This window comes from Rahnella sp. JUb53, assembly GCF_004346065.1.
In the GTDB taxonomy this organism is placed as follows: Bacteria; Pseudomonadota; Gammaproteobacteria; order Enterobacterales; family Enterobacteriaceae; genus Rahnella; species Rahnella variigena.
Genome location: NZ_SLYT01000002.1, coordinates 58,580 through 73,628 on the forward strand (window position 1 = coordinate 58,580; position 15,049 = coordinate 73,628).

9 protein-coding genes are annotated in these 15,049 nt (G+C 52.3%); 3 read left to right on the top strand and 6 right to left on the bottom strand.

Translation table 11 applies throughout. The features are described from left to right. Positions 1-254 precede the first annotated feature (254 nt). On the top strand, positions 255-1,757 hold the full coding sequence (gene proP / locus EC840_RS04805) for a glycine betaine/L-proline transporter ProP (RefSeq protein WP_112286704.1): 1,503 nt from the start codon (positions 255-257) through the stop codon (positions 1,755-1,757). Between the two features lie 122 nt (positions 1,758-1,879). After that, positions 1,880-3,361: an alpha-amylase gene (gene amyA, locus EC840_RS04810; protein WP_132964134.1), complete on the top strand. Its 1,482-nt coding sequence runs from the start codon at positions 1,880-1,882 to the stop codon at positions 3,359-3,361. Between the two features lie 45 nt (positions 3,362-3,406). On the opposite strand, the gene EC840_RS04815 is transcribed toward amyA, so the two are convergent. Beyond that, the gene (locus EC840_RS04815; protein ID WP_132964135.1) at positions 3,407-4,720 is read right to left on the bottom strand and encodes a hypothetical protein; all 1,314 of its coding nucleotides are present in this window, start codon (positions 4,718-4,720) and stop codon (positions 3,407-3,409) included. Positions 4,721-4,724: 4 nt separating this feature from the next. Further along, positions 4,725-6,410 (bottom strand): molecular chaperone HscC, encoded by a 1,686-nt coding sequence (locus EC840_RS04820; protein ID WP_132964136.1) that lies wholly within the window; start codon positions 6,408-6,410, stop codon positions 4,725-4,727. Positions 6,411-6,793: 383 nt separating this feature from the next. Between EC840_RS04820 and EC840_RS04825 the strand changes: the two genes are divergently transcribed. Continuing rightward, positions 6,794-7,399 carry a helix-turn-helix transcriptional regulator gene (locus tag EC840_RS04825; RefSeq protein ID WP_132964137.1) on the top strand — a complete coding sequence of 202 codons (606 nt, stop codon included), beginning with the start codon at positions 6,794-6,796 and terminating at the stop codon, positions 7,397-7,399. Between the two features lie 91 nt (positions 7,400-7,490). Here EC840_RS04825 and fbaB read toward each other — a convergent pair whose 3' ends face one another. The 4 genes from fbaB to EC840_RS04845 form a co-directional block, all read right to left on the bottom strand. Beyond that, complete coding sequence (gene fbaB, locus EC840_RS04830) at positions 7,491-8,540, bottom strand: class I fructose-bisphosphate aldolase (RefSeq protein ID WP_129640047.1); 1,050 nt, start codon at positions 8,538-8,540, stop codon at positions 7,491-7,493. Between the two features lie 132 nt (positions 8,541-8,672). After that, positions 8,673-9,515, bottom strand: coding sequence for a hypothetical protein (locus EC840_RS04835; protein WP_205951199.1), 843 nt, complete (start codon positions 9,513-9,515; stop codon positions 8,673-8,675). Between the two features lie 168 nt (positions 9,516-9,683). Beyond that, positions 9,684-12,077: a virulence factor SrfC family protein gene (locus EC840_RS04840; protein ID WP_132964138.1), complete on the bottom strand. Its 2,394-nt coding sequence runs from the start codon at positions 12,075-12,077 to the stop codon at positions 9,684-9,686. Beyond that, on the bottom strand, positions 12,074-15,046 hold the full coding sequence (locus EC840_RS04845; protein WP_132964139.1) for a virulence factor SrfB: 2,973 nt from the start codon (positions 15,044-15,046) through the stop codon (positions 12,074-12,076). The genes EC840_RS04840 and EC840_RS04845 overlap by 4 nt, the downstream gene beginning before the upstream one ends. Between the last annotated feature and the right edge of the window lie 3 nt (positions 15,047-15,049).

Consider the following 15,049-nt stretch of genomic DNA (forward strand, 5'->3'; position numbering starts at 1 on the left):
GCCGTGTTTGGGCTTTTGTTTATTAATTGAAATGCAATTTCATTAAATTGAAAACACATTACCACTTACCGTTGCACACTGGCGGCGGTCGCTGCCGAAAATGCAACATTGATCACATTTTTCCCTTCTGTAAAAAACATTCTATAATGTCATGGTTTCGTAAATAACAATTGATACCCAAAATAGATTAAGGGTGCTGAACACATACCTCACGCTTTACACAGTGAAGTTATTTTAGAAAAGGGATGTACATGATTAGATTAAGAAAGAAACGCGTTAAACCGATGCAAATCAACGATATTACTATCATTGACGATTCCAAGCTCAAGAAGGCGATCACCGCAGCTGCGTTAGGTAACGCAATGGAGTGGTTCGACTTCGGTGTATACGGCTTTGTCGCTTTTGCACTGGGTCAGGTCTTCTTCCCGGGCGCCGATCCGGGCATTCAGATGATTGCCGCACTGGCTACCTTCTCGGTTCCGTTCCTCGTCAGGCCTCTGGGCGGCCTGTTCTTTGGTGCGTTGGGTGATAAGTTTGGCCGTCAGAAAGTATTATCCGTCACCATCATTATCATGTCGGTGAGTACCTTCTGTATCGGTTTGATCCCCGGTTACGCCACCATCGGTATCTGGGCTCCGATTTTGCTGTTACTGGCTAAACTGGCACAAGGCTTCTCGGTCGGGGGCGAATACACCGGCGCAGCGATTTTCGTTGCCGAATATTCTCCTGACAGAAAACGTGGCTTCCTCGGCAGCTGGCTGGACTTCGGCTCTATCGCCGGTTTTATCCTCGGCGCGGGCGTGGTGGTATTGATTTCCAGCATTGTCGGTGAAACCAACTTCCTCGAATGGGGCTGGCGTATTCCGTTCTTCATCGCCGCACCGCTTGGCCTGATCGGTATCTACCTGCGTCACGCACTGGAAGAGACCCCGACGTTCCAGCAGCACGTCGATAAAATCGACAGCGATTCCCGTAAGGACATTGCAGAGCCGCCGAAAGTCTCTTTCCGTGAAATTCTGACCAAGCAGTGGAAACCGCTGATCGTCTGCGTCGGGATGGTGATTGCGACTAACGTCACTTACTACATGTTGCTGACGTACATGCCGAGCTACCTGTCTCACAGCCTGCATTATTCAGAAGACCACGGCGTGCTGATTATCATCGCCATCATGGTCGGTATGCTGTTTGTACAGCCGTTCATGGGCTTGCTGAGTGACCGCTTTGGCCGTAAGCCGTTTGTTCTGATCGGCAGCGTGGGTCTGTTCATTCTGGCTATCCCGTGCTTCATTCTGATTAACAGCGGTGTTGTCGGGCTGATTTTCGCCGGACTTCTGATCCTCGCGGTATTGCTGAACTGCTTCATCGGCGTCATGGCATCGACCCTGCCGGCCATGTTCCCGACGCACATCCGCTACAGCGCGCTGGCGATAGCTTTCAACATCTCCGTGCTGATTGCCGGTCTGACACCGACCATCGCCGCCTGGCTGGTCGAAGCCACCGGCAACTTGTATATGCCTGCTTACTACCTGATGGTGGTGGCAATCATCGGCCTGGTGACCGGTATCTTCATGAAAGAAACCGCTAACCGTCCGCTGAAAGGTGCGACGCCAGCCGCGTCGGATCGCGCAGAAGCGAAAGAAATCCTTCAGGAACATCACGACAATATCGAACAGAAAATCGAAGATATTGACGCTCAGATTGTTGAACTTGAAGCTAAAAGAAAGAACCTGATTGCGCAGCATCCTGATATTGACTGATCATAATCCCGCGTAATCTCAAAGCCGGTCACCTCGCTGACCGGCTTTTTTTTGCTCCGCGCCGCATTTTTTCCATTCCTGCTCCATACTTCATTTCCCGGTCATCTGAATGGAAAGCCTGTATGCAGAATCCTACGTTGTTTCAGTTCTTTCACTGGTATTACCCGGACGGAGGACAACTCTGGCCGGAAGTCGCCGAAAAGGCCGCATGGCTGGCAGAAACCGGTATCACCGCCGCGTGGCTCCCGCCTGCCTATAAAGGGGATTCCGGCGGTTACTCGGTTGGTTATGACACCTACGATTTATTCGATTTGGGTGAGTTCGACCAGAAGGGAAGCCGCGCAACAAAATACGGCGACAAAGAGGGGTTACTCGCCGCCATCGACGCGCTGAAGTCTAACGGAATGGGCGTGATCCTCGATGTGGTGCTCAATCATAAAATGGGTGCGGATGAGAAAGAGCGCGTGCAGGTAAACCGCGTCAATATCGATAATCGTGAAGAAATCAGTGACGACATCATTGAGGCAGATGCCTGGACGCGCTTTATATTCGCTGCCCGCAACGGCCAGTATTCGAAATTCATCTGGGATTTCCACTGCTTCAGCGGCGTCGATCATATCGAAAATCCTGACGAGAATGGCATCTTCAAAATCATTAATGATTACACCGGCGGCGGCTGGAATGATCAGGTCGATGACGAATTCGGTAACTACGATTATCTGATGGGCGCCAACGTCGATTTTCGCAACAATGCGGTCAGCGAAGAGCTTAAATACTGGGCGCGCTGGCTGCTGGAACAAACCGGTTGCACCGGATTCCGTCTGGATGCGGTCAAGCACATACCGGCATGGTTTTATAAAGACTGGATCGATCATGTCCAGAATGAGGCAGAAGAACCGATTTATATCGTGGCTGAATACTGGTCGCACGATGTGCCGACGCTGCAAAATTATATTGAGCAGGTCGAAGGCAAAACCATGCTTTTCGATGCGCCGTTGCAGCTGAATTTTCATCACGCTTCAAAGCAAGGCGCAGATTACAACCTGAGCCAGATTTTCGACAATACGCTGGTAGCCGCCGATCCGGCGCACGCCGTCACGCTGGTGGCAAACCACGACACCCAGCCGTTGCAGTCACTGGAAGCGCCTATTGAACCCTGGTTCAAACCGCTGGCCTATGCGCTGATCTTACTGCGTGAACAGGGCGTGCCGATCGTCTTTTATCCGGACTTATGCGGTGCGAATTACGAAGATGAAGGCGATGATGGCAACAGTTACACCATCGACATGCCGGTGATCCCTGGACTCGAAACGCTGATCAAGGCGCGGCAAACCCACGCATGGGGCGTTCAGACCGATTATTTTGATCACCCGAACTGTCTGGCCTTCAGCCGCAGCGGTACCGCCGAGCATCCGGGCTGTGTCGTCGTGATGTCAAACAGTGAAGCCGGAGAAAAAGCCATCGAACTGGGCGATAATTTCGGCAATAAAAAATGGCATGACCTGCTGGGTAACCGCGAAGAGATCATCGAAACTGACGAAAAAGGATCGGCAGTATTCTTCTGCGCCGGGGGCAGTGTCAGTGTCTGGGTGCTGACAGAATAAGTACCCGGGCGGGCTTGCTTATCAAAAGCAGCCCGCCCGCAATAACTAACGGAAGCCGAAAGCGATCAGCAGGGAATACATTCCCAGCAGCAAAATGAAGGCCACAACACCCACCACTCCTGAGGCTTTTTTCATACACTCCCAGGGAAAAATCACTAAAATAATCATCGAGTTAAGTGGAACGCCATACCACTTCCAGTGTTTTGGCGCCATCATCCATAGCACGCAAAAACTGCTGGCACTGAGTACCGCGTAATTGGTGACGGCCATAGCCAGGTTTCCCGCTTCAGGCTTAAACATCGTGAAAAAGCCCAACATTATCTTCACAATAATACCGACCGACAGCAGCGAGAACGCGCACACCGTGCCACACAATATTCGCGGCCACCGACGGAGTTTTTGTTCAAGAAAACTGTAGCCGTGAGTATACAAGCCAATGATGGCAATGAGTATGATACGTGACCGCCAGGGATCCGGATGTTCGCGTGTCGCCAGCATGATGAGCAACAGCCAGAAGCCCGTCAGAAATACCATTCCCCAGCGCAAAACCACTCGGGTTTCAGACAACGTTTTCACTAAAACTGAATTTAAACGCGGCAACAGTGCAGGATAATAAGTCCTGATGTCTCTGAGCTTGTCGTGCAGCGATGTCATAAAATCTGGCACCAGTCTGGCCCACCACGGCAACGTAGCGCCTTCAACTGTCAGAAGTCTCAGGCGCAAACGGTTAAGCGCTGAATTCTGATACTCCCGTTCCATGAGCGACCAGTAATAGTTCGCACCGGTCATTTCAACCTGATGCTGAAGTGCCTCCAGCCTGTATGGGGAAATACCTTCCGGCTGATAATGGTCAATATCCCAACCCATGACCTCTGAAACATGAATAAGCAGTGCCGAATACAGTCCCTCGCGCTCACTCAGTTGCGCAGCCAGTTCCTGACTGAACACTTCCCGCAGCCGCAGATTTTGTAAAAGCCCGCCGGATAGCACGGATTTCAGCAGGCTCAGGCCTTCGGTTTCATCTTCCATCATGACATCAATGATTTCTGTCACCGGCTTTAACGCCTCTAATTCTTGCTCCAGCGCATCATCAATATCTGACGTGAGCTCTTTTAAAGGCTCAATGTGAACCGGCGTCGGTAAGGTGAAAGAAGGGGATTCATCGACAATCTCCGTGACAACGTCACTCTGCAAAGAGCGCGCCGCATAACCCTTCGCCTGCTCGAACGCCTCCCTCAGCCGCTGATAGCCTACCGGATCTTGATCTGGCCGCGTGGTTTTCAATTTCCGGGCGTAAGCGCGTTTGATAATGCTCAGATCATCAGTAGGTTCGATGTCTAAGACTGACCAGATGCCCATCCGTTTACTCCCATTCCTTGCGCAGATACGCGATCAGTTCCTCGATTTCCTTGCGCGCTGCAGCGATCTGGCGGGCATCCTGCGTATCAAGAATTCGTTCAAAGTGGTACAGGTGATCGGCAATATACTGTCGCTGTTCACCGAGGCTCTGCTCATAATACGCGTTCGCTTCGGCCACCAGTTGCCGGTTAACCAGTTGTTCACGCGGATGCTGTTTGATGGCATCGAGTTTTCGCAGGCTTTCTGTAATTTGCGCGGGTGTGAGGCTGCCCGGCGCTTTTTCTATGACCAGTTTTTCGCTCAGGCCCGTTCTGTTGATCTTGCACTCCACCTCCAGAATACCATCCAGAGTGTAAGTGAAACGGACGTCAGCGCTGGCCTCACCGGCAGGGAGAGGAGGAACATCAACTCTGAGCATGCCGAGCAGTACGTTATCGGAAACAAGCCGGGACTCTCCCTGATAAACGCAGATATCCAGATGTTTCTGTTGGTCAAACACCGTGATGATGGTTTCGACCCGGCTCACTGGCACAAAACTGTTGCGCTCGATCAGCGGCAGGAAATGACCATCTTCATAACCTTCGCCCTTGCGACGCGAAGTAGCGATGCCGAGTGTAAATGGCATCACGTCAGTGAGAACAATATCGTCGAGTGCCTGATCCTGAAGCACCAGTCCGGCCTGAATACCGGCCCCGATTGCAATGGCTTCATCGGGTTGCAACTCACAGCGTGGGAAGCGCCCGAACAGACGAGCTACCGTTTGACGTACCAGCGGCATCCTCGTGGCACCACCAACCAGCACGATGTGATCCATTTCATCGGCCGAGAATCTGGCATCACGCAGTGCCTGCATCACCGGCTTTTTCATCCGCTCCAGCGTGCTTTCGCAGCACTGCAACAGAATGTCGGTAGTGAGGTTCCAGCTAAGAGTTTCACCCTGCCACTGGTATTGCAGTGTGGTGCTCTCTTCAGTCGTCAGCTGGCACTTGGCTTTTTCAGCCAGTGTCAGTAATTGTCCGAACAATGCGGTATTTTCTTTATCCAGACGGGGATATTGGTTCAACATCCAGCTGGCAAGACTGCGCGTGAAATCATCACCGCCAAGGAAGACATCGCCGCTGCTGGCGCGGACTTCGATCACGCCTTCAAACATATCGATGATCGAGACATCAAAAGTGCCGCCGCCCAGGTCAAACACCAGAAATTTATGTTCCTGCTGATTTGCCATTCCGTAAGCCAGCGATGCGGCGGTCGGCTCGTTAAGCAAACGTTCAACATGCAGCCCTGCGAGTTCACCCGCAGCCCTGACCGCGTTACGTTGTACATCGTTGAAGTAAGCAGGGACGGTGATGATGGCGCGGTCACACTTGCAGCCACAGTGCTGTTCCACGTCTGCTTTCAGGCTACGCAGAAGCAGGGCGGACAGTTCTTCAGCACGAAAATGCTGGTTACCCAGTCGGAATGAATGATCCGTTCCCATGAAACGTTTGAAACTGGCGAGGGTAAGTTCCGGATGAGTAAATAAGCGTGCATGTGCGGGGGCCCCGACCAGCATATGTCCGTCATCGTCTATCCCGACCACCGAAGGGGTCAGATTTTTTCCATAGACATTGGGAACCAGCAGAGACTGACCGTCCTGCCAAATCGAAACAGCACAGTTTGAAGTACCTAAATCTATCCCTATCAACATCCGTATGCCCCCTGAGACAGTCGGAGAAACAACCGTGAGAATTTTGATCGGCTGAATGCAGAAAATATAGTGAACATTCTAGCGTTACTGCTTTGATGTTCCGATAAAATTTTTGAATTTTGTTTAATCAGATTAAGCGGCAGGCGAAGCGAGTCATTAACCACCCCTCATGGGATTATCTTTATCCGGGGTTATTACAGAAAAGGAGTATCCGTAAGATACAATTCACTCATTGAACAGGGGAATTTTAAAATCAACAGTTTTTATGGTGTAAAAGTAGACTCGAAAAATGTTGAGCACTCCCCATAACTGAGTAATATCAGCCGCAAGCCTGCAAGAGGATAACAGGCGCTATTTATTATCTTAATAAGCTGAAGCCCGTCATGTTAAATATTATTTTTGATGATCCGAATGCAGCATATCGTTATGGTATGGAGAATTTCCTTACGCAGATATTTTCTCTGGAAAAGAAAATTCCTGTACAGATATCTGATCTGACTGAAGAAAACATTCCTGCTGCGAACATTATCGTTAAAAGATTCAGCGCTGGCGAAAGTACTATTTGCCAGCCACTATTTCAGCAACGCACTCCGCACAGTCTGATTATTGCCGTGTACGACTGCCGGACAGTGCCGTTCATGACAGACCTGCCGTTGTGTATTACTAATATTATTTTTATTAACCGTAAGAGCTCTCTGGAACACATCAGAAAACGGGTGATCAGCGGCTGGGCGAACCACACGACAGGCAGTCCTGACCAGTTGCCACGTGATTGTGCCAACTGCAGGCAACCAGAGTTGTCTGCAAAAGAGGCCAGAGTTGCAACGCTGATCCACGCGGGTAAGGATGTGGGGCATATTGCCAGAAAATTGCAGATAGCAGAGAAGTCCGTCAGCGTGCATAAAAGAAAGATAATGGCGAAATTCAATCTTCTATCGGATTCGGAATTACTCAGCTGTCTGAAGTTAATTAAAAACAAAATATTCTGAGATGATGCCTGAAAAAGCCGGAAGAAACCTTCCGGCCAGCAGACACATATTACTCAACTTACACTGTCAGACTTACATTGCTAAAAAACCATCAGGCAATAGTGACTTTCTTATCCAGATAAACATCCTGCACGGCGTTTATTAACGCAACACCTTCTTTCATAGATTTCTTAAAGGCCTTACGCCCCAGAATCAGACCCATGCCACCAGCACGTTTATTGATAACTGCCGTACGGACCGATTCCTGGATATCATTTTCCCCGGCTGCACCGCCGGAATTAATTAAACCTGCACGCCCCATATAACAGTTAGCCAGCTGATAACGTACCAGATCGATAGGGTGATCGGTGGTCAGTTTCGAATACACGCGCTCATCGGTATAACCGAATTTCACCGCGGTATAGCCGCCGTTATTTTCCGCCATTTTCTGTTTCACGATATCCGCGCCAATGGTCGCAGCCAGATGGTTGGCTTGTCCGGTCAAATCGGCGCTGGAATGATAATCCTTGCCGTCTTTCACAAACGCCGGATTACGCAGATATGCCCATAAAACAGTGACCATTCCCAGTTCATGCGCACGCTCGAAAGCGGCTGAAATTTCTTCAATCTGGCGGCGAGATTGTTCCGAGCCAAAATAAATCGTCGCACCGACTGCCTGCGCACCAAGATTGAATGCCTGTTCCACGCTGGCATACAACGTCTGGTCGTATTGCGTCGGATAGCTCAGGGTTTCGTTATGATTCAGCTTGACCAGGAACGGAATTTTATGGGCATAGCGGCGTGAAACTGATGCTAAGACACCGTATGTGGATGCCACACAGTTACAGCCGGCTTCAAGAGCCAGTTCGACAATATTTTTAGGATCGAAGTAGAGGGGATTCGCGGCAAAGGAAGCGCCTGCGGAGTGCTCGACGCCCTGATCCACCGGCAAAATGGACAGATAACCCGTTTTGGCTAAGCGTCCGGTGTTATACAAGTTTTGCATTGCGGCCAGCACGCGGGGAGAGCGGTTATTGTCGATCATTACACGGTCAACAAAATCGCTGCCGGGAAGATAAAGCTGATCGGCGGTGATGGTGGAACATTGATGCTGCAGCAGTGAATCAGCTTCTTTGCCGAGTAACTTAGCGATATCAGTCATATGGACTCCTTTTCGGCTCTTTGCGAACGCTCAGAGCGGTGAATGAAATTTCCTGACCCCATACTTATAGTCGCCTTACCGGCATTTTGTGTAACTCAGATTGCGCTTTTTCAGCAGCCGGTCACTCTGCGCTTACTCAATCAAAACATCTCTGTCTTCACCCATATTGTTAAAGCCACCAGGGAATTCAATCGTGACATGTTTATCACTGCTTCCTTGCCACACATTACTGTAAATGGAGGTTGCGACGGTGCCAGCACCGCATTCAAATGCCATTTCTTTGTCCGTTTTACCCGTTCGGATATTAATGAACCGCAGCTTCCTCATTGAAAAGGCACAGTCCTGCGCTTGCTGGTAAATCCCTAATAATAAATGCGTTTTCGTGTGATACCACATAGGAATTTCCACATCCCCGGAAGGTTTTATCTCCTGACTTTTGTCGTCAGTGTTATCAAGTTGAGCCACTTCTTGCAGACGTATATCCAGGGATTTTTTTCCGTCATTCCAGATACCCGTCACTTTTCCGCTCTCAACGCTGAGTTCAATCGGACAAGGATTGGGACGTGCGGATGTCGGCTTCGGCACCACCGGACTGTCTCCGAGAGTATCGGGAGGCGTCGCTTCGCAAAGAACCATCTTGCCATCCGCATGGCGCGTACCCACTAAAGCGATAGGGCGTCGGTTTGCATCGTAGTAGTAACTCCCGTCAATTTTTTTCTGCCTGGCTTCTCCACGATTTAACTCATCATAGTTTTGCAGTGAGACGTGAACGGGATAGCTACCTACAGTTCCGATGTAATTACGTACCTGATACCAGCCGGCATAGGCTGGTGTACTGAACAATGCGACACATAAAAACGCACCGGACAGCATGGAAAGCCCTCGGTACCGGCTGTGTTTATGCGTGATTTTTGTCGGGAAAATAAAAGAGGGAGTAATGCGGGTTACATTCATCTTGCTGTCCGGTTTGTTCATGAGGCCGTGATCATTTGCACATGATTTTACTTATTGTGCTGAGGAGTATGTAGAAAAAAATTCAGGGTGCATGCTGCCAGCAAACACTTTTTAAATCTTCTTTTAAACAATAACCCACACCGGTCATACATAAACCCGGAACACCACGCTGATGTCCCGGTTTTTTTATCAGCTTGCGACTCTCAACACCTTCAGCAACCGCGCCAGACTGTCGCGCTGTGTTGCCGGGATTTCACCGCCCGCTGCGTAACCTGCATTACGCATGATGCTTTCCTGCAAACCCACCAGCCAGTCGTAGATATAAAACGCGGTGGAATTGGTCGGAGTAGCCGATAGTTTGGTCAGGCGCTGGGATGATTTCCAGCTGGCGACACTTTTCTTCGGTTTGGCGAAAATCTTGTGGCCTTTGTTAATACGGCTTTCCGGACGCTCAGCTTCCGGTTGTTTTTCAAAACCCAGCCACGCCACAAAATCACCCAGCACGGTCAGCGCACGGGAAACCTGCCGGTCGGCGTGATGATCGTGTTCACGCGCGCCCGCCGGTAATGTACTGCCCAGAGACCGCACCAGCGCGTCGCCCATATTGAGTCGGAAACTGGCGGTGATCAGCTCTTCCATCAGCAATTCAACCGTCGGTTTCGCCACGCCAAGCAGGGCGATCAAGGGTTCGTTTTCCGGCAGGCTGCGCAGATGGTTGATCCAGTAACGCTGTACCTGACGGGCAAAGGCGGTGCCGTCATCCGGTTTAGCCTGCCAGACTGGCGCGTCCTGTTGTTCAGCGAACAGATCAATATCGATGCCAATACCAAAACTCTCTGCACCGTTTTGATCCTGAGCTCCGGACTCCACTGGCTGGCCGGTATGCTCCAGATAAATACGGTGCAGCTCGTCGCGGCCCGGCAACAGCTTTTCCAGGAGTTCGCCATGAACGCCGGTGCGGGTTTGCAGCGCTTTAATCACTGTTTGTACCGTGCGCTGTTTCTGCAACGGGTCAGCCGCTTCGCCTTCCTGATACCAGCGACCCAGCAGGTTATCCGCCAGTTCACGATGCAGTTCATCACGCAATTCACTCAAACGGTTGAGACGCACATCAGGACGAATTTCAGCCACCAAATAATCCGCCATGCGTTGCAGACCCCGCTCGTCCATCGCCAGCAGCGCGCCCCAGGCATCGCCCGGATTGCCGACATGACGCTGGACGGCCTCGTCGAAATGCACAGACTGCGTCATCCGCCGGTCGAACGGGGTCAGCACCCACACCAGCCCTGGTTTACGGCGGCTGCGCACCTGTGTGTTTTCGCCGTGCATCTCTTTCACCCAATGCTCAAGCATCCGGCCCACGGCGACCACATCATCGCGTTTATCCGCAGCGGTGCAGACCATCAGCATATTCATCTCATGGCGGTCGGTGTAACGTTCCGGCAGATAAGCGACTTTGGCACGAAACAGCGGGCTGATATCATCACCGCCATCATCGTCACTTTCATCGTTTTCAGCGCTGCCGTAGCCCGGTAAATCCAGTAAATCAAACTGTTCGAATAACGCTTCGCGTGGCGGCGAAAGCAGGGGGATTTGCACTTCTGCGGCCAGCAAGGTCAGCTCTTCAAGTGACAACGTCACCGGCGCAGTGACCGTACCTTCAAATTCGGGGCAGACGGAAATCTCAATGTCAAAAGCCGGAGACTGACTGAAGATCCCATCCGCCGGTTGCATCGCATCATCAACCAGCACGCTGAGCGGAGCCAGCAGACTTTTTGCGCCGCCCAGATGTTGCAGCGTATGCGCGTAATGACGGTAAGCCGTGGTCAGCGCGGGCACGTTGTCCCACAGTATGGAAAACAAACGCGCACGGTCATCGACAGTCAGATACGGCGCGAGATTTACCGCAACCGGCCAGAAATGCGCATTGAGGTGGCGAAAACGGCGAGCATCCAGCCGAATCATAGAATCCCATAATCCCATCATCTGCTCGCTGCTGAAGCCTTCAACCGGCTCCGGCTGGCGATGCATCATCAGCTTATTCAGATGCTCGGTGATCTGCTGCGTATCCGGCACGTGATAATGACTGTCCGGCTTGAAGGCGCGGATAACAATGCGGGCCAGATCAGGCTCATTCAGTAACAACACGCGCACCGGGAAAGCCCGGTCACGCACATCAGACTGGCGGGTGAAACGGGTGGCAAGGCGTGCAGTGCGGTTGCCCGGATTAATTTGCGTCAGATAATCCAGCGTCACGCCGCCCAGACGGGTTTCCAGCCGGCCATAATTCCCCGCTGCCAGCGAGCAGATCAGATAGGATTTTCCCGCCTGAGAATGACCGTAAAAGCCCAGCGCGGGCGGCAGCTCGCAGGCCAGTGCCAGACGCTGCGCTTTATCGCGGCAGCGTTTTAACTGCAAATTCAGCCGGTCTGCTTCGAGATCTAAACGCGGTGCCTGAGCGCGGGTGTTTTCCACCCAGTTCAGCGCGTCACCGATGGTGTCAGACGCGGCGGCAAACTGACGTTGCAGCACATTTGTAGTCACTGCCTGTGCCGGGATTGTTGCTGTTGTGCTGGTTGTCATGAGACGAATACGCTCCCACTGTCGATCCAGTAATGGCTTTCGCCCAGTGTATTTAGCCGCAGACGCAGGTGATGAACGGGCACTTTGGTGCCGTTATCCAGCACTGCGCTGGCAATATCAAAAAATTCAGGCGTCGGGTGGTCTTCGCCTTTTTTCACCGCCAGTTTCACCCGCAGCACGCTGTCACCGGCCACTTTACGCGCCAGTTCAGGTTCGGCAATTGACAGGGTATACAGCGGTGACGCAGGCCAGCGGTCATTTTCCAGCTGACGGAAGCCCAGACAAATGGCACCACGAATACGGAAACTGGCCGCGCTGTCGAGTTTGTAATCATGGGCATCGAGGTCAATATCGCTGTAACAGACGTTCTCGTCGGTCAGCGCCTGATTGCCATCGAGCATGCCCAGATAACGTACCGTCGAATAAGGCTGGAAATCACCGGCTTTGAAATAGAAGCCCGGCAGACGCAGATCCAGCGCCAGCAGACACAGCATTGCGCCCACGGCGGCGGTAGATTTCGGGTTATCGATGCGACCGAGTTTATTAAACGGATACCAGCCGCTGGTGTGATAACCGTCGAGCGATAACATGCGGTTAATCGGCAGCGGTTGCAGGTGACGGAACAACGCCTGAATCCCCGGGAAACGCGAAGGGCGGCCGGTCAGCAGCAGGACATCGCAATCATGCAACGACACGACTTCACACAGTGAACGCAGATTCTGAGTAATACTCATCCGGTTGGATAAAAATTCACCGTGCAGCTTGCTTAGCTTGAGCACCAGCGGTGTCCGCAAAATATCAAAGACCGCGGAACCGGCAGGCAGCACGCGCTGGATTTCTGTGTGCAGATAATCGAGCACTTTTTGCGTCGGCGGCTGTTCCAGCAACTCACCAAACGGTGCGTCAATTTCCGCGTGGGTGTCCAGCGGGTCAAAGCGTTCATACACTTCCAGCACCGCATGGGCCAGCGGAATGAAAATTTGCAACGTGCTTTGCTGGCGCAGCGTTGCGTGCCCGTCCATGCGACCTTCACTGCCGAACAGACGTGTCATCAGCCCGTCAGGATTCGCCAGACCGGCCTTTTTCAGTGCCGCATGCAGCGCTGGCAAAATGTAGAGCTGAATGACGTCGAGCAGAATATCGTCGCCCGCCACTTTGAAGCCTTCGCGGAACAGCAGACGCGGGGTGATTTTGACGTTATTCCCCATACCGTCATCCAGCCAGTATTGGGTGATAGCCAGATCGGTAGTACCGCCGCCGATATCAATGGAGGCGATGCGCAGGGTTTTGCCAACTGGTTCGTCATCCGCCAGTTCACGGTCAGGACGCGCCATGCTGGCAAAAAATTCACCGGTATGTCCGCCGAAATTCACCTGCGTTTCGTTATACAGATACACCATCTGACCACAAGTGGCTTCGTCCCATTCCATCTGCACATCCGGTACCGGCATCAGGCTTTTCGCCTTGTCGGCCGGATGTTTAAAACCGTCATCAGACGGATGCCAGCCCATCGATTTCCACACCAGACCAATCGCTTCCTGCATACGACGGCGGAAGATTTCGCGCTCCGGTTTAGGCATCGCCGAAGGCAGGGTAAGAATGATATTGCGTAACTGACGCGGGGCGGAAGATCGCAGCATTTTGGTTCGCTGAGCCGGGCTGTTGATTTGCATCAGCGCCTGCGCCAGCAGTTCGGACAACATCAGCGTCATCACAGAACTGCGGCTGTAGTGCGCCGAAAACACCGGAAGACGATCTTCAACAGGCAAATCAGACAGCGGCTGGCCTTCATCGTTAATCAGAAACGTCAGCGGCATGGCCGCCGCGACCGGTTCAGTGATCGCGCCGTGCCCGCCCTGACTGAAACGCCAGCCCGGCGTATAACTGTCTTCATCCCACAAATAGCGGCGCGGGCTGGAAATCCCGGTTGATCCTTCGGTGCCTTCGCGCAGTAAAGCCAGACGACTGGCTTCGCGACCGGCACGTAAAATCGACGGCCAGATAAACGCATCATCCCGGCCACTTTCGGCAGAAAAGTTAGGTTTGCCGAAGCGCGCCTGAGCAAACTCCACGCGGCTTTCGAACAGTTCGTTATAGAGAAAATGCGGCTGAGAAAGGTCGCGCAGTTGCAGTTCGCTGGTCTGCTTCAGACCGTCTGTTTCGCCAACGTGATCTTCAACCAGAATGCCGCAGGTATGCGAGTTACCGACATCGAGGATCAAATCCACGTTGATCGCCGGTTCCTGCAAGGTGGCACCGCTGATTTTAAGCTCTGGAATACCCAGCTGACTGCCGAGCATTTCCAGCAAATTCAGGTAGTGCGCCTGATATTCAAACTCGCGCAGGGCAACTTTGATGTTGCGCGCCTCACGCTTTTCGCGAATGGCGGATTGTTCGGTAAACACTTCACGCAGCCAGCCGTCAACCCAGGTCTGGTCAAGGAAATCCGGCAGTTCGTCGTTATGCCAGGCCAGCGCAAAACTGATGCCGTTTTTCACATCATCAGGCGTAGGGGCGAGCTGAGTTTGTTCATCATCGCCTTCCACCACGCGGGTATCAAAAGCAATCACCACGCGGTGCGTGCTGCCGTCCGCTTCCGGCGTATCCAGCTGACGGATTTGCACCCGCGCCCAGTTATCCGGGCCGGCCATGAAAGTGCGCGGCGGATTAAAGCGCAGGAAAGGCAGCGGCAGCCAGATTTGATCCAGCAATTTCAGCGACTGTTCCAGCGGAAAACTGAACTCAGGGCGCACGACTTCCGGCGCGCCGCCATCGGTTGCCGGTAAAAAGTGACGGCCATTTTGCGGATTATAATCCAGTCGCAACAGCGGGCCGTTGGCACTTTTACGCACAAATTTGGCAGGCAGTTCGAGATCCCAGACCGGCTTAAGCGAGAAGTCGAGGAACTGGATGCCGCTGTCCCGGATCAGAGTAATCTTTTGTTTAAAATCAGTAATGGTTGCCAGCATGGT